Raw genomic sequence first — 20,417 nt, 5'->3', positions numbered from 1 at the left:
AGGGTGACCGACACCCCGGGGCTGCCCAGCGAACTCGCGAAATTCGCCGGCGAGATCTCCTTCGATCTCGACCCCTTCCAGAGCACCGCGTGCGCGGCGTTGGAAGACGGGCACAGTGTGCTCGTGTGCGCCCCCACCGGCGCGGGCAAGACGATCGTCGGCGAGTTCGCCGTGCACATGGCGTTGGCCTCGGGCGGAAAGTGCTTCTACACCACGCCGATCAAGGCGCTGTCGAACCAGAAGTTCGCCGATCTCACCGCCCGCTACGGCCGCGACAGCGTCGGCCTGCTCACCGGTGACCAGTCGATCAATCCCGGCGCGCCGGTGGTCGTGATGACCACCGAGGTACTGCGCAACATGCTCTACGCGTCCTCGGATTCGCTGCACGGGCTGTCCTATGTCGTGATGGACGAGGTGCACTACCTGGCCGACCGGTTCCGCGGCGCGGTGTGGGAGGAAGTGATCCTGCACCTGTCGCCGGATGTGCGGCTGGTCAGCCTGTCGGCGACGGTGTCCAATGCCGAGGAATTCGGCGCCTGGATGGAAACCGTGCGCGGCGACACCGCGGTGGTGGTCGACGAGACCAGGCCGGTGCCGCTGTGGCAGCACGTGATGGTCGGCAGGCGGATGTTCGATCTGTTCGACACCAAGTCCAGTGATCGCAAGGTCGTCGTCGACGAGGACCTTGTCCGGTTCATCCGGCAGCGCGAGAGTGCCGACCGGATGCACGGCTACGGCGGTCCGCGCGGACGCGGTGGTCGCGGCGGCAACTTCCGTCCGCTCCCGCGGCCGGACGTCCTCGCGCGCCTCGACGAGGAAAACCTGCTCCCCGCGATCACGTTCATCTTCAGCCGTGCCGGCTGTGACGGCGCGCTGGCGCAGTGCCGGCGTGCCCGGCTCGATCTGAGTCGTCCCGGCGAGGCCGAGCAGATCGACGAGATCATCGAGAAGCACACCGGTGACCTGCCCAAGGGCGACCTCGAGGTGCTCGGCTACTGGGAATGGCGCGAGGCGTTGCAGCGGGGGCTGGCCTCCCATCACGCCGGCATGCTGCCCGCGTTCCGCCACACCGTCGAGGAACTGTTCGTCAAGGGGCTGGTGCGCGCGGTGTTCGCCACCGAAACCCTGGCGCTCGGGATCAACATGCCCGCCCGCACGGTGGTGCTGGAGCGGCTGGTGAAGTTCAACGGGGAAACCCACGCCGAGCTCACCCCTGGCGAATACACCCAGCTCACCGGCCGTGCGGGCAGGCGCGGGATCGACGTCGAAGGTCACGCGGTGGTGCTGTGGCAGCCCGAGGTCGACACCAGCGCGGTGGCGGGCCTCGCCTCCACCCGCACCTATCCGCTGCGCAGTTCGTTCCGGCCCGGCTACAACATGTCGATCAACCTGATCGACCGGATGGGTGCCCAGGAAGCCAGGACGCTGCTCGAGCGGTCGTTCGCCCAGTTCCAGGCCGACCGGTCGGTCGTGGGGCTCGTGCGTGGCATCGAACGCAACGAGGGCGCGCTGCGCAAGCTGGAGAGTCAGCTCGGCGGCGTCGACGGCGATTTCATGGAGTACCTGTCGCTGCGAGACCGAATCAAGCAGCGCGAGCGCGATATTCAGCAGCAGGGCCGGGCCGACCGGCGGGGCGCCGCGGTGAAGGCGCTGATCGGGTTGCGTCGTGGCGACGTGGTGTCCATCCCCGTGGGCAAACGTTCCGGGCTCGCGGTGATCCTCGAACCCGACCAGACGCCCGGCGATCCGCGTCCACTGGTCTTGACCGAAGACCACTGGGCCGGCCGGGTGTCCGCGGCCGATTTCCCGGAACCCGCCGAAGCGCTCGGGCGGATGGATCTGCCGCGCCGGGTCGATCACCGGGCCGCGCGCATCCGGCGCGACCTGGCCTCGGCGTTGCGCGGCACCGGAATCTCGGCTCCGCGCCGGGGTAAGCGCAACGACCGTGTTCGCGGTGGTGAGGATCGGCAACTCTCGACATTGCGGCGCAGTCTGCGGTCCCATCCCGCGCACGATCGTCCCGATCGGGAGCAACTGAGCCGCACCGGCGAGCGGTACGCGCGGCTAGCCCGCGAGACCGAGACGATGCGCCAGAAGGTTGCCGCGACCACGAATTCGCTGGCACGCACCTTCGATCGGATCGTCGGACTGCTCGAGGAACGCGGATTCGTCGCCAACGGCGAGGTCACCGCCGACGGCAGGCGCCTGGCCCGGATCTATGCCGAGAGCGACCTCGTGGTCGCCGAGGCGCTGCGTCAGGGTCTGTGGCGCGGACTCGGCCCGGCCGAGCTCGCCGCGGTGGTATCGACGCTGGTCTACGAGTCGCGGCAGGAAGCCGGCCTGCTGACACCGGCGGGGCCGACCGATCCGATCCGCCGGGCGATCGCGGCCACCATCGACGTGTGGTCGCAACTGCGCTCCGACGAGTCGCGGCACAAACTCCCGCCCACCCGCGAACCCGATCTGGGGTTCGTCACCGGGGCGTACAAATGGGCGCGCGGTGACGCGTTGGCCGAGGCGTTGCTGGCCAGTGGCGACCAGGGCACGACGATGTCGGCGGGCGATTTCGTGCGGTGGTGCAGGCAGGTGATCGACCTGCTCGATCAGATCCACAACACCGCCGACGACCCCGAGATCGCCTCGACGGCGGCCAAGGCGGTACGGGCGGTGCGGCGGGGTGTCGTCGCAGTGGACGCCGCGTAGTCGAGGCGTCTGTGATTTGATTTCTTCGCGTACCGACCGTGAGGCGGATGTCGTGCGAATGCGGCAGGCCCGGCGCGGGGGGCTACCGTATGGACTAATGATGCGAGTGGAGGCGAGTGGATGAGCGGCCCTTACGGACCGAACAACCCCGGGGAGGGGAACAACGATCCCACCCAGCACTGGGGGGGCCAGCAAGGGGCCGGTGGCGCCGGTCCCACCCAGCACTGGGGTGGCGCGCAGCAGCCGCCACAACAGGGCGCCCAGCCCACCCAGCAGTGGAATGATCCGAACGCGCAGCAGCCGCAGTGGGGACAACAGCCGCAGCAGCCGCAGCAGCCGTGGGGTCAGCAGCCGCAGCAGGGTGGTGTGCCGCCCCAGCAGCCGACCGGCCCGCAGCAGCAGTGGGGTCAGACCCAGCCGCCGCCGCAGGACTGGAACAACCAGGCCGCCAACGCGCAGCAGCAGTGGGGCCAGCAGCCCGCACCGCAACAGCAGTGGGGTCAGCAGCCCGCACCGCAGCAGCAGTGGGGTCAGCAGCCGCAGCAGTCCTCCGGTGGCAAGAGCAAGGGTCTGATGATCGGGCTCATCGCCGCGGGCGTGCTCGTGATCGCCGCGGTCATCGGACTTGCCGTTGTCCTGTTGTCCTCGGACGAACTCGACAACGCGGCTGTGCAGGACGGTGTCTCGCGCGTGCTGAAGGACTCCTACGGGATCGCCGACGTCTCCGATGTCAGCTGCCCCTCCGGTCAGGCCGTCGAGGTCGAGGCGACCTTCACGTGCGACCTGAAGGTCAGCGGTGAGGCGAAGAAGGTCACCGTCAAGATCACCAAGGACGATGGCACCTACGAGGTCGGCCGCCCCAACTAGGCGCGCGCACTACGTTTTCCGGGCCGTCCGCGAAGTATGCGGGCGGCCCGGTGTCGTTCCTGTCCTAGGCCGCACGCCGACCCGGGTGCGGTCGACGGCACGCGTCCCGGCGGTTTCAGCTTCGCGCACACCGATATCCGGCATCGCGAGAACGGGACGGCGCCGACGGGCGTTCGGCCCTGTCAGCCGCTGTGGGCGGCGGTCAGTGCGGTGACCAGGCGGGTGATCGGACTTTCGGCGTTGTAGGCAGTGGCCAGCGCGAGCAGCCGGTCGGGATCGGCTGGGGTGGCGGGCAGGATGTCCGGGCGGGACAGGATCACCTCGGCGTCGCGGACCACTCGCACCACCGGCGCGGCGACCTTCAGATAGTCCTGCGCGGCATCGAGTTTCGCGCGCACACCCTTGGCGATATCGGAACCCGGATCGGCGACGGCGGCCATGAGCGCGTCGAGCGAACCGAACTTCGTGATCAGCTGGGCGGCGGACTTGTCGCCGATGCCCGCCACCCCGGGCAGCCCGTCGGAGGCATCGCCGCGCAGCGTCGCCATGTCGGCGTAGGCCGGGCCCGCGTTCTGTTCTGGCACACCGTATTTCGCCGAGAGCTCCGCGGGGCCGAACAGTTCGGCCTTGGCGAGGCCGCGTCCGACGTAGAGCACACGGACCGGTGGGGCGGGCTCGTCGCGCACCAGTTGCAGCAGGTCGCGGTCGCCGCTGACGACGACCACCGGGTCGGTGCGTTCCCGGCTCGCGAGGGTGCCGAGCACATCGTCGGCCTCGAGGCCCGCCGCGCCGCCGGTGGCGATGCCCGCCGCCGCCAGGACCTCGAGGATCATCTCGACCTGCGGGGTGAGCGTGTCGGGTACCTCCTCGGCCCCTGGCGCCGCGCTGGTGCTGGTGTCGAGCCGGTGCGCCTTGTACGAGGGGACGAGAGCCACCCGGAACGGGGGCCGCCAATCGAGATCGAGCCCGACGACGAGTCTGCTCGGGCGATGTTTGGTGACCAGCGAGGCCACCATGTCGGTGAATCCGCGCAGCGCGTTCACCGAGCGGCCGTCCGCGCCCCTGAGTTTGTCGGGGATGGCGTAATAGGCGCGGAACCAGAGGCTGGCGCCGTCGAGGATCAACAGGGGCCCACGGGTGCTCTCGTCAGCGGTCACCCGGTGATTGTGCCCCGAAGCACCGACACCGCGCCCGCGGCCGTGCCGGTCGGCCCCCGGTGGGCCGGTTCTCGCGAGCGGTCCTGCTGGGGCCACCGATCCGGCGGGGGGCGGCGTGGGGCGGGTAACGTCGGACGCTATGAGCGCGCACACGAATGCCAGGTTTGCGGCGACGGTCTACGGTCAGCGGCTGGAGCGGGCGGTCGAGTCGATGCGCGCGGCGCATCTCGACGCCCTGCTGATCACGCCGGGCCCCGATCTGCGCTACCTGATCGGTTCGGCTGCCGCCTCCTTCGAACGGCTCACCTGCTTGGTGATTCCGGCCGACGGAGCGACACCGTCGGTGGTCATTCCGAAACTCGAGTTGGCCGCCCTCGATGACTCCGCGGCGGGTGAACTGGGCCTGCAGGTGCTCGACTGGGTAGACGGCATCGATCCGTACCAATTGGTCCGCTCGATACTCCACGCCGGATCCCGCATCGCGGTCGCCGACGACATGCCCGCACTACACCTGGTCCCGCTCGCTGAATCGACGACCGGTCTGCCCGCCTCGGCGACACCGGTGCTGCGAAAGTCGCGAATGATCAAGGACGAGGCCGAGATCGATGCGCTTCGCCGCGCGGGAGCGGCGATCGACCGCGTGCACGCGCGGATGGGTGAATTCCTGCGCGCGGGCCGCACGGAGGCCGAGGTGGCCGCCGAGATCACCGCCGCGATCATCGAGGAGGGCCATACCGAGGCGGCGTTCGTCATCGTCGGCAGTGGTCCCAACGGTGCCATTCCGCACCACGAGATGTCCGATCGCGTCGTCGAACAGGGCGACGTGGTCGTCATCGATATCGGTGGGCCGGTCGAGCCCGGTTACTACTCCGACTCGACCCGCACCTACGTGCTCGGCACCCCGAGTCCGGAGATCGTCGAACAGATGGCAGTCCTCGAGGCCGCCCAGGCCGCGGCGGTCGCGGCGGTGCGGCCAGGGGTGACGGCGGAGTCCATCGACGCCGCCGCGCGCACCGTGCTCGCCGACTCGGGTCTCGGCGACGCGTTCATCCACCGCACCGGTCACGGCATCGGCCTGTCGGTGCACGAGGAGCCCTACATCGTGGGCGGCAACGACCTGGTCCTCGAAGCGGGCATGGCGTTCAGCATCGAACCGGGAATCTACTTCCGCGGCGAATGGGGCGCGCGGATCGAGGACATCGTGGTCGTCACCGAGAACGGTGTGGAGTCGATGAATAACCGGCCGCACGGCCTGACGGTGCTGTAATCGGTTCGCGCGCGGGCGATTCCAGGATCGCCGGGCAGCGCGTCCACTTCGGATCGGTTGTCGAAGGTTCGGGCGCGGGCTATTTCAAGGTGCGGGACGACAGCACCCGGCTCACCTGGATCGCGACGACGACACGTGTCGGGTTCTCACGAGGCACCCGGTAGCGCTCGGTGTAGCGGCGCACCGCCTCGGCCACGTCGGCGCTGTCGGCGAGGACCGTCGCCGGTCCTTCGAGCGTGAGCCAGCGCGCCCCGTCGACCTGGCTCACCGCCGCGTGGCCACCGCGTCCGGCATTGCGCGCCTTCACCGACGCGCCATCGGTGATCACGCGCGCGATTCCGCTCTCGGGATCCCAGGTGAAGCCCACCGCGACCACGTGCGGGGTGCCGTCGGCGCGCAGCGTGGTGAGCGTGGCCAGGTGCCGCTCGGTGACGAACTCGAGAGCGGCGTGGGACAGCTGTGCGGTGGCGGTCGGCATTCCGCAAACGCTAGTCGGGTCGGTGGGCGGCCGAGTCCGCGGGTTTCCGGTGACGGGCCGCTCTCGGCCGAAAAGACGCCGGGAATGCGGTAGCGGCCGGAACCGGGCCCATCGGCGGGATGACAGACTGACGCTATGGGAAAGCAGCAGAACGACGGGCCGGTGCTGGTCCTGGGTGGGCGCAGTGAGATCGGCCTGGAGGTGGCGCGCAGGCTGGCACCCGGACGGGTGGTGATCCTGGCCGCCCGCCGGGCCGACGCGTTGGCCGCCGAGATCGAGCAGGTACGCGCGGCAGGCGCGATCGCGGTGCACACGGTGGAATTCGACGCCGACGAGACCGCCACCCACGCGCCCCTGCTGGACAAGCTCGCCGCCGAGCACGGTGGCATCGGCACCGCGGTGCTCGCCTTCGGTGTTCTCGGCGATCAGGATCGCGCCGAACACGATCCGGCGCACGCGGTCGCCGTTGTGCACACCGACTATGTCGCCCAGGTCAGTGTCCTCACGACGCTGGCCACCTTGATGCGCGCGCAGGAGTCCGGCCAGATCGTCGTGTTCAGCTCCATCGCGGGCGTGCGCGTGCGCCGGGCCAACTATGTCTACGGTTCGGCCAAAGCGGGCCTCGACGGCTTCGCCAGCGGCCTCGGCGACGCCTTGCACGGCACCGGTGTCCAGTTGCTGCTGGTGCGATCGGGCTTCGTGATCGGCCGCATGACCACCGGCATGGACCCGGCCCCCATGTCCAGCACCCCCGACCAGGTCGCCGACGCGGTGGCCCGCGCCCTTGCCAAGGGCGCCACCCGAGTCGCCATTCCCGGCCGTCTGGCCCTGGCCTTCTTCGTGATGCGCCTGCTCCCGCAATCTGTCTGGCGCCGGATGCCACGGTGATCGAACCAGGCGACGGGGTGCCCACCGAAGGCGTCCGGGCGTCGGATCCGGCTGTGACCGGTGATGTCGCTGGACCGGACCGGGCGACGGGATCTGCCGCGAGCGGTGATGCCGCTGGACAAGGCCGAGTCGCGGGGGTGGCCGTGACGGGAGGCCCGGTGATCGGCGCAGCGGACTGGGCAGGCCATCCGATCGTGGTGGCCGGAATCGGGGCCGACGGTTGGTCCGGGCTGGGCGAGAACGTCCGCCGAGCCCTCGGTGACTGTGCCGTGGTGTTCGGATCCTCCCGCCAACTGGCGCTGCTCCCGCCGAGCGAGATCGAACGCGTGCCGTGGCCGACACCGCTGCTGCCCGCGCTGCCGGAGTTGTTCGCGCGCAACGCCGATCGGCGGATCGGCGTGCTCGCCAGCGGCGACCCCATGTTCTACGGCATCGGCGTTACGCTGGCCCGCCGGTTCGGCCCGGCGGCGCTGCGGGTGTTCCCGCAGCCCTCGTCGGCATCGCTGGCGTGCGCCCGGCTCGGCTGGCCGCTGGCCGAAACTCCGGTGGTGAGCGTGGTTGCCCGGCCATTGCCCACTGTCCTGCCCGAATTGTCGGAAGGTCGTCGTCTGCTCGTCCTCAGCGAAGACGAGAAGACGCCCACCCGGATCGCGGAATTGCTGCGCGACAACGGGTTCAGCGCCTCGACACTGACCGTACTCGAACAACTCGGCGGCCCCGCCGAGCAGCGGCACACCGGCCTCGCCGCCACCTGGGACCACTCGCCCGGCGACCCGCTCAACATCGTCGCCATCGACTGTCGCGCCGACCCGGGCACCCGCCGCGACACCCGCCTGCCCGGCCTGGACGACGCGGCCTTCGCCGGCGACGGACAGCTCACCAAATCCGAGGTTCGCGCCCTCACCGTCACCGCTCTCGCCCCGGCACCGGGGGAAATGCTGTGGGATATCGGCGGCGGCTCGGGAAGTATCGCCATCGAATGGTGCCGCACCCATCCACTGTGCCGCGCCGTTACGTTCGAACGGCTGCCCGCCCGCCGCGAACAAATCGCGACCAATATCAATGCACTTGGCGTGCCGGGAATAACGATCCGTGGCGAAGTAAGCTCAGAGTTAGCCGAGGAAACGATCCCGGCACCCGATGCCGTATTCCTCGGCGGCGGCCTCACGCAGGACGGCATGTTCGAGCGATGCTGGCAGCGTCTGCGGCCCGGCGGTCGCCTCGTCGCCAACGCGGTCACCGTGGAATCGGAAGCGCTGCTGCTCGACTGGTCTGCCGAGTTCGGTGGAACCCTCCGGAAATTCCAGATCTATCGAGGTGAACCCCTCGGCGGGTTCACGGCCTGGCGGCCGCACCTGCCGATCGCCCAGTGGATTGTCCGAAAACCCGCTGGTCGGCAGAGCTCGGACCCGTAGTTTCGATCACGAGCAGATCACGCGCAGATCACGGTGAATCCGTTCCCGCAGGGCATGCGCACCGAAAAAATTTCGGACCGAACGTGTAGAACCATCGACTCGGGGGTAGGGTCGTTGCCGTTCCGGGTAATCCCCCCGGTTCGATTTCCACGATGGGGAGCTGCATGAAGTACTCGAAGTTCGATGCCGGTGCCGATGATTTCGGAGGGCTGTCCTGAGAGTTTTGATCCTCGGTGGCACCGGTGAAGCCAGGGAGTTGGCGCGCAGGGCGTCCGGCGAGCGTGGACTCGACATCGTGTCCTCCCTTGCCGGTCGGGTCGCCAATCCGCGGTTGCCGGTCGGTGCGGTCCGCGTGGGTGGGTTCGGTGGCGTCGAGGGCCTCCGAACCTGGCTCCGTGAGAACGCGATCGACGCTGTCGTGGATGCGACCCACCCGTTCGCCGCGCAGGTGAGCGCGCACGCGGCCACGGCCGCGGCCGACCTGGACATCCCCGCGCTGCATCTGCGCCGTCCGGAGTGGGTGCAGCGGCGCGGTGACCTGTGGACCCGGGTGCCCGATCTCGCCGCGGCCGCCGCGGCGCTGAGCGCGCGCGACAAACAAGTGTTGCTGACCATCGGCCGACAAGGGGTCGGCGCGTTCATCGGCTGCACCGGGCACTGTTTTGTCATCCGCTCGATCGACGCGCCCGAGGTTCCGCTGCCGCCGCGCTCCAAACTGTTGCTGGCGCGTGGGCCCTTCACCTTCGATGAGGAGCTGGTGCTGATGTCGCGGCATCGCATCGATGTGCTGGTCACCAAGAACAGTGGCGGCGAGCAGACCGAGGCGAAGATCTTCGCGGCCCGCACGGCGGGCCTGCCGGTGATCATGATCGACCGGCCGCCGCTGCCCGCGGGCGCGGTGACCGTCGCCGAGGTCGGCGACGCTGTCGAGTGGCTGCACGAGTCCGCGTCGCACCGGGTGCGCTGAGCCCGGTCGGTGTCAGTCGGGCCGTGGGCGGCCGAAGTCCGCGGGTGGGGGGTTCGTCGGCGTGAAGATCGTCGGCAGCTGATCGAACCAGTGCAGGACCGCGCGCTCGTAGGCGATACCGAATTCGAGGGTGGCGCGCTGGTTCGGCGCCAGGGCGGTCTCGTCTTCGTCGAGGTAGCGATCGAGCCGATCCTGATGAATGTTCTTGTTGGCGGCGATGATCCGATCACGGTGTGCCGGATCCAGGTGCTCGCCGAAAGACAGGGTGAGCAGCAGCGGCACCCGGATGGTCTCGGCGCCCGGGTCGCGCCCGATCCACTCGGCGAAGGCCTCGCGTCCGATCTCGGTGATCCGGTACGGCGTGCGCTCCCTGGCGCCGCGTTCGCCCTTGGTGACCAGGCCCGCGGCGTCCATCGTGGACAGTTCGCGATAGACCTGGCTCTGCGTGATCGTCCAGAAGTCGCCGATGCGTTGCTGGGCCTGTGTGGCGAGATCCCAGCCCGACTTCGGGCCCTCGTGCAGGAACCCGAGTAGCGAGGCCGCGGTGGAGTTCAGCGGGCGGCGTCGAGTCGCGGTGTCGGTCAACGGTCAACTCCCTTCGAACTACATTCCTAAGTGGAATGTTACGCCTGGGTGCCCGGTCCACCAAGGTGCTGCCTGTCGCGGCGTGTTCGCCGGACCGGGTGCGGCGGTGGTGTTCGCGCGCTGAGCACCACCGCCGCGGTGTTCGACCCGTCGGATTCAGGCCATCGCGAGGTTCACGATGGCGCCGTCGGTGAGTTCGTAGGACGCCAGCGTCCGGGAGTCCTCGAGCTTGACCTCGCTCTCGGTGATGAGCTGCTGCTCAGCCGCCGGAACGCCGGTCTGCTCCTGGATGAGGATCTTCAGATCCTCGACCGTGGCCGTGGCGTCGATGCTGATCGGGATGGGTTCGCTGTCCAAGCCGTTGACCATCACCGTGATGCTGGTGGCGTTCTCGGCGAGGGGTGCGCCCGGCAGGCCTGGTAGGCCGGGCAAGCCGGGTGCCGCAGGTGCTGCCGGTGCGGCGGGTGCCGCGGGTGCGCCTTCCAGCACAGGCGCGCCCGGTGCCTCCGGTGCCGCGGGCGCCGGGGGCGGGGGTGGGGCCGGTTGGGCCGACGCGGTGACCGGCATGATCCCGGCGACGGGAACCGTCATGGCGGCGGCGATCAGACCGACCGTCACGCCGCGCCGTAATCGGGTGCCGAGAGTGTGCCGTGCGTGGTGCTGAACTCTCATCGTGGTGAATCCTTTCATCGTCCTCGTGGGACGCGTTGGGGAATCGAACCAGGAAACGAGCTGTCACGCTGTGGTGCTTGCGGGCATGCCCGCGGAACCAGTGTGCCACTGCCCGCGAGCATCGCCGGGGTTGCCGACCGCGCGGGTCGTGCCGCGGGCCTGCTCGCGGGGGGTCACGCCAGGTTTCCGGCTCGACCGGCACCGGACACGCCGGTCGAACGCCGCCGTGGTTCGACCGCGCCGGGCCCGCCGGCCGACCGCCTCGGACCTACGACGTTCCGTACCGGCGAGAGGTGAAGACTCGGGTGCCGTCGGGGGTGTCGAAGGCGGTGGTGGTCGAGGAGCCGATGATCAGTAGGGTGCGCATGTCGACCTCGTCCGGATCGAGCTCGCCCAGGGTGATCACCCGGACCGTTTCGGTCGGGCCGCCGACATCGCGGCCGAGCACCACCGGCGTCTGCGGCGGACGGTGCTCGAGCAGTACGTCGCGCATGGCGCCGACCTGCCAGCGGCGTTGAGACGAGGCCGGGTTGTAGATCGCGATGGCCATATCGGCCGCCGCGACCGCCGAAAGGCGTTGTGCGACAACATCCCACGGCTTGAGCCGGTCCGACAGCGAGATCATCGCGTAGTCGTGTCCCAGCGGCGCGCCGACCCGGCTCGCCACCGCGTTGGCCGCGGTCAGACCCGGCAGCACCCGCACCGGAACATCCTTGAACTGCGGTTCGGCCGACACTTCGAGAACGGCCGCGGCCATGGCGAATACGCCCGGATCGCCGGAGGAGATCACGGCGACGCGAGCGCCCCGCTTGGCCAGATCCAGCGCCATCGCGGCTCGCTCGGATTCGACCTTGTTGTCGCTGGCGTGCCGTCGCTGGCCCGCCCGCTCGGGGACACGGTTGATGTAGGTGGTGTAGCCGACGAGATCGGTCGCCTCGGCGAGTGCGGCGGTGACCTGCGGTGTGGTCCAGTCGGTGTCCCCGGGGCCGAGCCCGACAACCACGACTTCGCCTGTGGCGTCCGGTAGTTCGGCATCGGCGACCGGTACGCGGCGGCCATCGGTCGCCGGAGCGGACTGATCGCGGTCGGCCGTGCGGCGAGCGGGGATCGGTGTGGTCGGCGTCGGTCCCGGGACCAGGGTGATCGAGAAGTACGGCACGTCCGCCTCGTCGACATCGGCGGCGGCGAGTACCCGCTGACGGGTGCTGCTCGCCCGTTCGACGTAGTAGGCGTCGCCCAGTCGACCGGAGTCCGACAGTGCCTGGCGCACACCGGGGAACGTGCGCCCCAGCTTCATGATCGCGGCCGCGTCGGTCTCGCGTAGTCGCGCGGTCAGTTCGTCGACGGGCATGGTGCCCGGCAGCACGGTCAGCACCTGCTCACCCTCGACGAGCGGAGTCCCCAGCGCCGCCGACGCCGCACTGACCGAGGTGATGCCGGGCACGATCTCGGCGTCGAATCGATCGGCCAGCCGCCGGTGCATGTGCATATAGGAGGAGTAGAACAGCGGATCACCGGCGGCGAGCAGCGCGACGGTGCGCCCCGCGGCCAGGTGTGTCGCCAGCCGTGCGGCGGCCTGCTCGTAGAACTCGTCGATCGCGCCCTGATACCCACCGGGATGATCGGTGGTCTCGACGGTCACCGGGTAGACGAGGTGCTCCTCGATCTGCCCCGCGCGCAGGTACGGCTCGGCGATGGCGCGCGAGATGCTGCGCCCGTGCTTGGCGCTGTGGAACGCGACCACATCGGCCTCGGCGATGAGCCGCGCGGCCTTCACCGTCACCAGTTCCGGGTCGCCGGGACCCAGGCCGATACCCCACAGTTTGCCGGTGCTGATCTCACTCACTCCTGTTCGCTCGCAATCGCATTCAGTGCCGAGGCGGTGATCGCGCTGCCGCCGCGCCTGCCGCGGACGGTCAAATACTCGATGCCGCCGAAGTCGGCCAGCGCCTGCTTGGATTCCGCGGCGCCGATGAATCCGACCGGGATGCCGATGATCGCGGCGGGTCGCGGCGCACCGGCGTCGAGCATGTCGAGCAGGTGGAACAGCGCGGTCGGCGCGTTGCCGATGGCCACCACCGCACCGTCGAGTTGGTCGCGCAGCAGTTCCAGCGCCGCCACCGAGCGGGTGTTGCCCAGTCGCGCGGCGAGTTCGGGCACGCGCGGGTCGGTGAGGTTGCACAGCACCGCGTTGTCGGCCGGCAGGCGCTTGCGGGTTACGCCGGAGGCGACCATGTTGGCATCGCAGATGATCGGCTTGCCCGCGTGCAGCGCGGCGCGCGCGGCGGTGACCACGCCGGGGGAGTAGGCGATGTCGGGGGCCAGGTCGACCTGGCCGCAGCCGTGGATCATGCGGACCGCCACCCGCTCGACATCGGCGGGGAAACCGGCGAGGTCGGCTTCGGCGCGGATCGTCGCGAACGAGCGCCGATAGATCTCGGCCCCGTCGGTGAGGTAGCTGGCACGCACGTCGGACATGCGGACAACCCTAGAACCTGGGTCTGACGTGGTGTCGCGCGGCTCAGGTGCGGGGGCGTTCGAGAATGCGCGACATCACCAGCGAACTGCGGGTGCGCCCGACGCGCGCGTTCTCCCTGATCCGTTCGACCGTCACCTCGATCTCGGCCATATCGGTGGCCATCACGTGCACCAGCGCGTCGGCCTCGCCCGCGATCGTCCACACGCCGACGACCTGTGGAATCGGTTCGAGCGTGCGGCGTAGCTCGGCCGGGGAGATGTTGTCGCGGTAGTAGACCTCGACATAGGCCTCGGTCGTCCAGCCCAGCGCGGCCGGGTTGACCTGCGCGGTGAACCCGGTGATCTGCCCGCTCGCGACCATCTTGTCCACGCGTCGTTTCACGGCGGGCGCGGACAGGCCGACCACCGAACCGATCTCCTGGAACGAGGCGCGGGCATGGACGAGCAGCTCCGCGAGAATGCGCCGATCGATGGTGTCCACGTCGTTCCCCTTCCCTCTTACGCAATGAACCTCCATTCTGGCACCAAAATGCACAACGAATCGGTGTTCCCCGTGCAATGGAACGGCAATTACGGTCGTGGAAACCGTCCGCGCCGCCACCAGGAGTCCTGATGACCGCCGCCAGCCCGCTTCGCACCTCCGCGCCCGTGCCGCGTGTATCAGCGCCCGCGCCTCATGGACCAGCGCCCGCGCGGACCGCCTCACCGCGCCGCTACGTGCTGTGCCGTCCCGACCATTTCGAGGTCACCTACGCGATCAACCCGTGGATGGATCCGGCCGCCCCGGTCGACCGGGCCCGCGCGCTGGCGCAGTGGGAGACCCTGCGCGCGACACTGGAAGCGCACGGGCACACTGTGGAAACGGTGCCCGGCGAGCCAGGTCTGCCGGACATGGTCTTCGCCGCCAACAGCGGCATCGTGATCGGCGGACACGCGCTCTCGGCCCGCTTCGCCCACCCCGAACGCGCCGCGGAGGGCCCGGCCTTCCATCAGTGGTTCGCGGCCAGGGAACTGCGCGAACTGGCGGCCGCGTGCGAAACCAACGAGGGGGAGGGCGATTTCGCGTTCGCCGGGCAGCGGATCCTGGCGGGTGTCGGATTCCGCTGTTCGCTGGCCGCGCACGCGGAGGTCGAGCGGTATTTCGAGGTGCCGGTGGTGTCGCTCGAACTGGTCGACCCGCGCTTCTATCACCTCGATACCGCGCTGATGGTCCTCGACGACACCGCCATCGCCTACTACCCGGCCGCGTTCAGCCCCGCCGCCCGCGACATCCTGACCGCGCTCTACCCGGACGCGATCCTCGCCGACGACAACGACGCGCTCTGCTTCGGCTTGAACGGGCTCAGCGACGGCGCGCACGTCTTCCTCGACCCCGGCGCCACCGAGCTCATCGGGCGCCTGCGCGAGCGCGGATTCGTCCCGGTTCCGGTCGACCTGTCCGAACTGCGCACGGGCGGCGGCGGCGTGAAGTGCTGTGTGCTCGAGCTGCACACCCGTCGCGACACGACCGCGAGCTAGCCGAACCGGATCGCCACCGCCCACATACTGGGCCGATGGCACACCCGGTCAGTGGTGCGATCGCGACCGTCGCAGGCGGGTTGGGCCTGGTCGCCGCCCACCCGTCGGGTTATCTGCCTGCCGGGCTCGGCTGGGTGCTCGGTGGTGGTGCCGCCGCGTTCTTCCTGGTGTGTGGGCTCGGCGGGGTGCGCGGCGAGGGGGCGCGTTGGTTGTTGCGGTGGCCGCTACCGTGCCTGGTTGTCGCGCTCGGGCTCGGCTGGGCGGCACCGCATATCGGCCGGGTGTGGTTGGTGCTCGGGGTGATGGTCACCCTCGCGGCGGCGGTGGTCGCGGAGACAACGCGCCCGCCGCGACCCGCCGCGTGAATCACTCGTACTCGGTGCCGCCGTCGCGCAGCAGGTACGCGTCGGAGACGATCTTGCCGATGGCACGACCACCGAGGACCGGCGAGTGTCGTTCGGCGGCCGCGCGCACGACGAGGCCCTCCCGGATATTGGTGCCTGCGCCGGTGACGGTTTCGGTGCCTTCGGCCAGCTTCAGCAGCAACTCCGCGTCGTAGGGGCCCTCGTAGAGCACCGGCACCCGGGGCACCGCGATGCCGAGTTCGGCGAACAGTGCACCGATCTCGTGATGGTCGAGCCAGCGAACCGCTTCGCCGGTCCGCTCGATCGCGACATCGAACAGGCCGAAGCCGAGCGACTCGTCGTGCGCGGCCGACGCGCCGTAGTGCAGGTCCTGCACGCCGGCGCCGTACACCTCACCGAACATGCCGACCCGGTCCGCGTGAAGCGCGGTGGCGAGCGTGCGAGCGGCCTCGTCGAGCCCGTTGGCGCGAATGGCACGCCAGTACAGGTTTCCGTCGGTCGCGGTCAAAGCCAGCGACCGACCACCAACACCTTTGGACGACACCAGGATTCGGTCATCGGCACGCACGTGGGTGAGCAGGCAGGCGGTGCCGTGGATCTTCTCCGTGGCCACCACCGGCTCCCCGTCGACGAAGATGCCGGGAAATCGCTTGATGTTCTCGACATCGACCCACCGCAGCAGCTCCGGCGCCGACTCGACCTGCCCCGACATCGAAACCGGCACCGGCGGAACCCATTTCACGACCCCGAGCGACTCGGCGAAGTCGGTACGCTCGACCGCGGCCACCGCGAGATCCACCCCGCCCAGCGCGGCCGGAGTGCACACGATGCCCTGCGACACCTCGCCGCGCAGTCGCACCGCCTTCACCCGATTACGCAGCGAGCCCGCCAGTTTCCCGGTCAGCCCCAGCTCGGCGATCAGCTCCTCGGGCAGCACCGACTGTTCCGGAATGTAGACCGCGTGATCCCCGGTCGTGAACTGACCTTTGGCGACCACCGCTCGATACAGCCCGACCTGGGCCAGCTCGAGCCGATCGGCATTCGGATGCGCGACAACGACGAGCCGCTCGGCCGTCACCTGCAGTGTGGACATGGGAACCCCCTCGTGATGAGAAGGCAAGGGTACGAAACGAACCCGGAATCGTCGATCGAGTTTCGCCCGGCCGCCCGCGGTCAGGGCGTGATCGTCGCGTGGTCGGTCTCGACGCGATAGCCGTGATCGGTGGCGACGACATCGGCCACAGGTCCGCGCGGGCGACCGCAGCGGCGATCGCACCCCGACCAGTGCTGGCGACCCGCCACGGTGACGGCGTCGGCCGCGACGAGTTCGACCTCCGCGGGCACCTGAGGTGCGAAGGCCTCGGTCACGGTGGCGTTCTCGGGATCGGCTGGTGGCGTGGCGTTCTCGGTCGGCTGCTTGAGCTCTCCCGCGGCGCCGGTCGCCGCGGGAAGAACGCGATCGGATTCGATGGCGGCAGCCAGGTCGGCGCGGACGTCGGTGTGCGATTTCGCGCAGCCAGGGCGGCCGGCGCAGGCGCTGACCTGCAGCCACGGGGAACTCACGTCGAAGATCAGACCCATCGGCGCGAGCACGCGCACCACGGTTTCGGCGGGTCCCTCGGCGAGATCGGTGATCACCAGGCTGCGCCACGGGGTGACGAAGACGGGCCGCTCGACTGCGGCCAGGAATTCGGCCGTCCTGGCCGACAGGGTGCCCAGCGGCACGCCGGCGCCGAGCGTGACGAGTCCGTTCTCCTGGTCGAGCCAGCCGATCGGAACAGCGTGTGTCGCACCGAGTTCGAGAGGTTCGCCGGCCGGCGAGCGGTCCAGTGTCTCGACCACCGATTCGACCCCGCCGGGGATCTCGTGCAGCCGCCACTGCCCCGACTCGCCGGTTCCCCGCAGATCGAGAAAGCCGCGCGCCGCGTCGAGCATCACGTCGACCGCTTCGCTCGCGGTGACCCGAATCCCGGTGTCGGCGCCCGCGAGCAGGAGCGCGAACTCGTCGCCGCCCACCGCGTGAATGCCGATGTCACCGTGCAGGGTGCTCACATCGCCGCGTCCGTCGTCGAGGGTGAACAGCACACGTCCCGGCAGATCCGCCAGCAGCGGATCGTCGCGCAATCCGGCATCGAGGTCCACCGCGAGCCCGTGCACGTCGGCGAACCCGCCGACCCGCCCGGACAGCGGCGAGGCCACGATATTGCGGACCCGTTCATGGGTCTCGCTGGGCAACAGCCCGGCCGCACCCAATCGCAGCGCGAGTTCGGAGGCGTCACGTATCTGCCTGAGCTGTATATTTCCGCGCGAGGTCAGTTCGAGGTTGCCGTTGCCCAGATCACGCGCCGCATCGGCCAGCGTCTGCAACTGTGCCGACTCCAGCCGCCCGCCGGGCACGCGAATCCGTGCCAACGGCCCATCAGCAGCCTGATGCAGCCGCAGCACCCCTGGGCAAGAATCGGGAGCACTCCTGGTCATGATGCTCCAGCCTACGACCCACCCGCACCGCCCCGAACCGCAGCGTGATCGGCCGGTCCGCCGCGCGCAGTGGCGAGTGCGGTGTTCGGTGCTCGTCCACCGTGCTCGGTCGATCAGCCGCGAGGCCCGGCCGATGTGACGAGGCCGACTCGCGTGACGGGGCGGTTCGCGGGTAGTCGCTTAGGGTGAGTGGCGGTTCCTTCGCCAGCCGAGTACTGACAGGAGAGTCGCCGCATGTTGCGTGAATTCGTGGACAAGCGTGTTGTTCCCGCACTCGACAGGGTCGCGCAGGCGCAGGCGCCGGTGGTGAATCGCTACGTCGACTGGTTGGGCCGCAGGCACCCGGAGGACGCGCCGGTGGAGATCGTGCAGCGGCTCTCGCGCCAGTACCTGGTGGTTGTCACCGCCAGCGGCGTCACGGTGGGGCTCACCGCCGCGGTGCCGGGGGTGGGCACGCTGATCGGGCTGGCCGCGACCGGGGTGGACACCCTCGTGTTCCTCGAGGCGTCGTCGGTGCTGTCCGTCGGTGCCGCCGCGGCGTACGGTCTCGAGCCCGACGATTCCCGGCAAGCGCATCTGGTGTCGAAGGTCGTGCTCGGCGATGCGGGCACGAAGGTGCTCGACGAGACCGCGGGCCACAAGACGGGCCAGTGGCTCTCGGTCGTCACCGACCGCATCCCCGGTCTGGCGAGCATGCCCGACTCCCCGGCCAAGCGCTTCATTGTGAACTACCTGGTCAAACGCGGTCTGCTGCTGTTCGGCACCCTCATCCCCGCGGGGATCGGCGCGGTGATCGGTGGCGTCGGCAACAACGCCCTCGGCCAACTGGTGATCGCCAACGTGTACCGCAATCTCGGCACCGGTTCCCCGGAGATGGTCGCGGCGGGCACCGAGCGATCGACGACTTGACCTTCGACCAGCTCGAACCCCGATGATGAACCGGTGCCCGACACCGAGCTGATCACCATCGGAGCGTTCGCCCGCGCCTGCGGCCTGAGCGCCAGCGCCCTGCGCTTCTACGCCGACGCGGGCGTCCTGACCCCGGCCCTCATCGACGAGGACACCGGCTACCGCTACTACGCCCCCGAACAATCCACCCCGGCCCGCCTGCTGCGCCACCTGCGCGCCGTCGGCATGCCGCTGCCCGCGGTTGCCACCGTCCTCGCCGAACCCGACCCCACCCGCGCGATCACCCTGCTCGACCACCACCTCGCCGACCTCGACCGCCATCAGGAGGAGGTTCGCGCCGCCGCCGCGGCCGCACGCGCGGTTCTCGCCACGCACGGACCGCAGGAGACGCCGGCCGCGTTACCCGGCGAATTGTGGGTCAGCGGCCCGGCGCTCGCGGCTGCCGTCGACCAGATCGCGACCGCTACCGTCGCCCATCCCGAACTACGGGTGCTCGATACCGTCCTGTTCGAGGTCGACGGGCAGCAGCTGATCCTCACCGCGACGGACCGCTACCGGCTGGCCACCCGCACGGTGCGCCCGATGCTCACCTGCATCGCGGACTGGGTTGCCACGGTCGACGCCGACGACCTCCGCTCGGCGGTGTCCTGGCTGCGCCGCCGATATTCGGTGGCCCTCCGACCGGCACCATCGGGCATCGAGTTCACCACGGCCACTGCGGGTTCCGGTGTCGACGGGCCGACCGCCGCGAACGGTGAATCCGTCTTCTGCCGACGTTCGGCCGATGACTTCCCCGATTACCGGGCAATGCTGGCGGCGCTACCCGCGGTTCGCACCAGAGTCGTCCTCGCCCGGGCCACCCTGCTCGACGCGGTGGAAACCCTCGGTTCGGCGACGGTGACGCTGCACGCGAACCCCGATGACACGGTGTCCGTCACCGCGTCCGACGGACGCGCCACGACGATCCCGGCACGCATCACCGGTCCGGCCGTCACGATCCATTTCGCCGTCACCACGCTCTACCCCGCCATCGCCACTGCCGTCGGTCCCGACGTGATGCTCGATCTCATCGCCCCCGATCAGCCCGCCCTGATCCGCTCCGCCGACGACGGCGACCTGTCGACCCTGGCAATGCCGTGCAAACCCGACCCCACCGAGGAGACCGTCCGATGACCACCGCCGATCCGATCATGACCCGAATCACCCAGGGCGTCACCGACTTCCGCACCGGCGACCCCGATCGCGCCCGCAGCGCCCTGCTCGAGGTCTGGCGCGACATCGGCCCCGCCGGTGACCCGCTACACCGCTGCGCCCTTGCCCACTACGTGGCCGACACCTGCGACGACCCCGCCGAGGCCCTCGTCTGGGACGTCCGCGCTCTCGATGCCGCCGACGCCCTCACCGACACCCGTTTGCACGATTACCACGCGGGCATCCAGGTAGCCGGCTTCTACCCCTCCCTGCACCTGAACCTCGCTGACAACTTCCGCCGCCTCGGCGCGTTCCCGGCCGCCACCCGCCACCTCGATGCCGCCCGGGAATGCCTCCACACCCTCGGCGACGACGACTACGGCGACACCATCCGCCGCGCCCTCACCGAAGTCGCCACCGCCGTCACGACCGAGGACACCACCGCGCGACCCACCCATTGACGACAGCAGCTGTTCACA

The 20,417-nt window shown here is 69.7% G+C and carries 20 protein-coding genes; 11 read left to right on the top strand and 9 right to left on the bottom strand.

Annotated features, from left to right (window positions below; genetic code table 11):
* Window positions 1-3: 3 nt before the first annotated feature.
* Both ACWZHB_RS14935 and ACWZHB_RS14930 read left to right on the top strand, forming a co-directional pair.
* Complete coding sequence (locus tag ACWZHB_RS14935; RefSeq protein ID WP_427908540.1) at window positions 4-2,703, top strand: DEAD/DEAH box helicase; 2,700 nt, start codon at window positions 4-6, stop codon at window positions 2,701-2,703.
* A 120-nt stretch (window positions 2,704-2,823) separates the two neighbouring features.
* On the top strand, window positions 2,824-3,570 hold the full coding sequence (locus ACWZHB_RS14930) for a DUF4333 domain-containing protein (protein ID WP_427908539.1): 747 nt from the start codon (window positions 2,824-2,826) through the stop codon (window positions 3,568-3,570).
* A 182-nt stretch (window positions 3,571-3,752) separates the two neighbouring features.
* Here ACWZHB_RS14930 and ACWZHB_RS14925 read toward each other — a convergent pair whose 3' ends face one another.
* A complete protein-coding gene (locus ACWZHB_RS14925) occupies window positions 3,753-4,727 on the bottom strand; it encodes a 5'-3' exonuclease (protein WP_427908538.1) in 975 nt (324 codons plus the stop codon).
* 139 nt (window positions 4,728-4,866) lie between these two features.
* Between ACWZHB_RS14925 and ACWZHB_RS14920 the strand changes: the two genes are divergently transcribed.
* Complete coding sequence (locus tag ACWZHB_RS14920) at window positions 4,867-5,994, top strand: M24 family metallopeptidase (RefSeq protein ID WP_427908537.1); 1,128 nt, start codon at window positions 4,867-4,869, stop codon at window positions 5,992-5,994.
* A 79-nt stretch (window positions 5,995-6,073) separates the two neighbouring features.
* Here ACWZHB_RS14920 and ACWZHB_RS14915 read toward each other — a convergent pair whose 3' ends face one another.
* Entirely contained in the window at window positions 6,074-6,472 is a 399-nt protein-coding gene (locus tag ACWZHB_RS14915) for a PPOX class F420-dependent oxidoreductase (RefSeq protein ID WP_427908536.1), read from the bottom strand.
* Between the two features lie 135 nt (window positions 6,473-6,607).
* Here ACWZHB_RS14915 and ACWZHB_RS14910 point away from each other — a divergent pair, with 135 nt between their 5' ends.
* From ACWZHB_RS14910 to ACWZHB_RS14900, 3 genes are all read left to right on the top strand, one after another.
* A complete protein-coding gene (locus ACWZHB_RS14910) occupies window positions 6,608-7,360 on the top strand; it encodes an SDR family NAD(P)-dependent oxidoreductase (RefSeq protein WP_427908535.1) in 753 nt (250 codons plus the stop codon).
* Between the two features lie 161 nt (window positions 7,361-7,521).
* On the top strand, window positions 7,522-8,775 hold the full coding sequence (cbiE, locus tag ACWZHB_RS14905; RefSeq protein ID WP_427909173.1) for a precorrin-6y C5,15-methyltransferase (decarboxylating) subunit CbiE: 1,254 nt from the start codon (window positions 7,522-7,524) through the stop codon (window positions 8,773-8,775).
* A gap of 214 nt (window positions 8,776-8,989) precedes the next feature.
* The gene (locus ACWZHB_RS14900; protein WP_427909172.1) at window positions 8,990-9,742 is read left to right on the top strand and encodes a cobalt-precorrin-6A reductase; all 753 of its coding nucleotides are present in this window, start codon (window positions 8,990-8,992) and stop codon (window positions 9,740-9,742) included.
* A 12-nt stretch (window positions 9,743-9,754) separates the two neighbouring features.
* Here ACWZHB_RS14900 and ACWZHB_RS14895 read toward each other — a convergent pair whose 3' ends face one another.
* The 5 genes from ACWZHB_RS14895 to ACWZHB_RS14875 form a co-directional block, all read right to left on the bottom strand.
* Entirely contained in the window at window positions 9,755-10,327 is a 573-nt protein-coding gene (locus tag ACWZHB_RS14895) for a PadR family transcriptional regulator (protein WP_427908534.1), read from the bottom strand.
* A gap of 156 nt (window positions 10,328-10,483) precedes the next feature.
* Window positions 10,484-10,999, bottom strand: a complete 516-nt coding sequence (locus tag ACWZHB_RS14890) for a ubiquitin-like domain-containing protein (protein ID WP_427908533.1) — start codon at window positions 10,997-10,999, stop codon at window positions 10,484-10,486.
* A gap of 268 nt (window positions 11,000-11,267) precedes the next feature.
* Window positions 11,268-12,836, bottom strand: coding sequence for a precorrin-3B C(17)-methyltransferase (gene cobJ, locus ACWZHB_RS14885; RefSeq protein WP_427909171.1), 1,569 nt, complete (start codon window positions 12,834-12,836; stop codon window positions 11,268-11,270).
* Between the two features lie 5 nt (window positions 12,837-12,841).
* Window positions 12,842-13,477, bottom strand: a complete 636-nt coding sequence (locus tag ACWZHB_RS14880; RefSeq protein WP_427908532.1) for a precorrin-8X methylmutase — start codon at window positions 13,475-13,477, stop codon at window positions 12,842-12,844.
* A gap of 43 nt (window positions 13,478-13,520) precedes the next feature.
* Window positions 13,521-13,994 carry an Lrp/AsnC family transcriptional regulator gene (locus ACWZHB_RS14875; protein ID WP_427908531.1) on the bottom strand — a complete coding sequence of 158 codons (474 nt, stop codon included), beginning with the start codon at window positions 13,992-13,994 and terminating at the stop codon, window positions 13,521-13,523.
* A gap of 95 nt (window positions 13,995-14,089) precedes the next feature.
* Between ACWZHB_RS14875 and ddaH the strand changes: the two genes are divergently transcribed.
* Window positions 14,090-14,995 (top strand): dimethylargininase, encoded by a 906-nt coding sequence (ddaH, locus tag ACWZHB_RS14870; RefSeq protein WP_427908530.1) that lies wholly within the window; start codon window positions 14,090-14,092, stop codon window positions 14,993-14,995.
* Window positions 14,996-15,030: 35 nt separating this feature from the next.
* A complete protein-coding gene (locus tag ACWZHB_RS14865; RefSeq protein WP_427908529.1) occupies window positions 15,031-15,360 on the top strand; it encodes a low temperature requirement protein A in 330 nt (109 codons plus the stop codon).
* A gap of 1 nt (window position 15,361) precedes the next feature.
* Here the strand turns inward: ACWZHB_RS14865 and ACWZHB_RS14860 are convergent, their stop codons facing one another.
* A complete protein-coding gene (locus ACWZHB_RS14860; protein ID WP_427908528.1) occupies window positions 15,362-16,453 on the bottom strand; it encodes an RNA ligase (ATP) in 1,092 nt (363 codons plus the stop codon).
* An 80-nt stretch (window positions 16,454-16,533) separates the two neighbouring features.
* Window positions 16,534-17,838, bottom strand: a complete 1,305-nt coding sequence (gene cobG / locus ACWZHB_RS14855) for a precorrin-3B synthase (protein WP_427908527.1) — start codon at window positions 17,836-17,838, stop codon at window positions 16,534-16,536.
* A 234-nt stretch (window positions 17,839-18,072) separates the two neighbouring features.
* Here cobG and ACWZHB_RS14850 point away from each other — a divergent pair, with 234 nt between their 5' ends.
* From ACWZHB_RS14850 to ACWZHB_RS14840, 3 genes are read left to right on the top strand one after another with little or no spacing between them, the layout of a single operon-like run.
* The gene (locus ACWZHB_RS14850; protein ID WP_427908526.1) at window positions 18,073-18,747 is read left to right on the top strand and encodes a hypothetical protein; all 675 of its coding nucleotides are present in this window, start codon (window positions 18,073-18,075) and stop codon (window positions 18,745-18,747) included.
* A 33-nt stretch (window positions 18,748-18,780) separates the two neighbouring features.
* Window positions 18,781-19,920 (top strand): DNA polymerase III subunit beta family protein, encoded by a 1,140-nt coding sequence (locus tag ACWZHB_RS14845; protein ID WP_427908525.1) that lies wholly within the window; start codon window positions 18,781-18,783, stop codon window positions 19,918-19,920.
* Window positions 19,917-20,399, top strand: a complete 483-nt coding sequence (locus ACWZHB_RS14840; RefSeq protein WP_427908524.1) for a hypothetical protein — start codon at window positions 19,917-19,919, stop codon at window positions 20,397-20,399. The genes ACWZHB_RS14845 and ACWZHB_RS14840 overlap by 4 nt, the downstream gene beginning before the upstream one ends.
* The last annotated feature ends 18 nt before the right edge of the window (window positions 20,400-20,417 follow it).

The sequence above is a fragment of the Nocardia sp. FBN12 genome, assembly GCF_054031145.1.
This window is presented reverse-complemented; position numbering and strand designations above follow the sequence as displayed.

Coding starts and splice junctions, on each gene's coding strand:
- ACWZHB_RS14930 (WP_427908539.1), top strand. CDS start 2,824: ATGAGCGGCCCTTACGGACCGAACAACCCCGGGGAGGGGAACAACGAT.
- ACWZHB_RS14920 (WP_427908537.1), top strand. CDS start 4,867: ATGAGCGCGCACACGAATGCCAGGTTTGCGGCGACGGTCTACGGTCAG.
- ACWZHB_RS14915 (WP_427908536.1), bottom strand. CDS start 6,472: ATGCCGACCGCCACCGCACAGCTGTCCCACGCCGCTCTCGAGTTCGTC.
- ACWZHB_RS14910 (WP_427908535.1), top strand. CDS start 6,608: ATGGGAAAGCAGCAGAACGACGGGCCGGTGCTGGTCCTGGGTGGGCGC.
- ACWZHB_RS14890 (WP_427908533.1), bottom strand. CDS start 10,999: ATGAGAGTTCAGCACCACGCACGGCACACTCTCGGCACCCGATTACGG.
- ACWZHB_RS14880 (WP_427908532.1), bottom strand. CDS start 13,477: ATGTCCGACGTGCGTGCCAGCTACCTCACCGACGGGGCCGAGATCTAT.
- ACWZHB_RS14875 (WP_427908531.1), bottom strand. CDS start 13,994: ATGGAGGTTCATTGCGTAAGAGGGAAGGGGAACGACGTGGACACCATC.
- ddaH (WP_427908530.1), top strand. CDS start 14,090: ATGACCGCCGCCAGCCCGCTTCGCACCTCCGCGCCCGTGCCGCGTGTA.
- ACWZHB_RS14865 (WP_427908529.1), top strand. CDS start 15,031: ATGGCACACCCGGTCAGTGGTGCGATCGCGACCGTCGCAGGCGGGTTG.
- ACWZHB_RS14860 (WP_427908528.1), bottom strand. CDS start 16,453: ATGTCCACACTGCAGGTGACGGCCGAGCGGCTCGTCGTTGTCGCGCAT.
- cobG (WP_427908527.1), bottom strand. CDS start 17,838: ATGACCAGGAGTGCTCCCGATTCTTGCCCAGGGGTGCTGCGGCTGCAT.
- ACWZHB_RS14850 (WP_427908526.1), top strand. CDS start 18,073: ATGTTGCGTGAATTCGTGGACAAGCGTGTTGTTCCCGCACTCGACAGG.
- ACWZHB_RS14840 (WP_427908524.1), top strand. CDS start 19,917: ATGACCACCGCCGATCCGATCATGACCCGAATCACCCAGGGCGTCACC.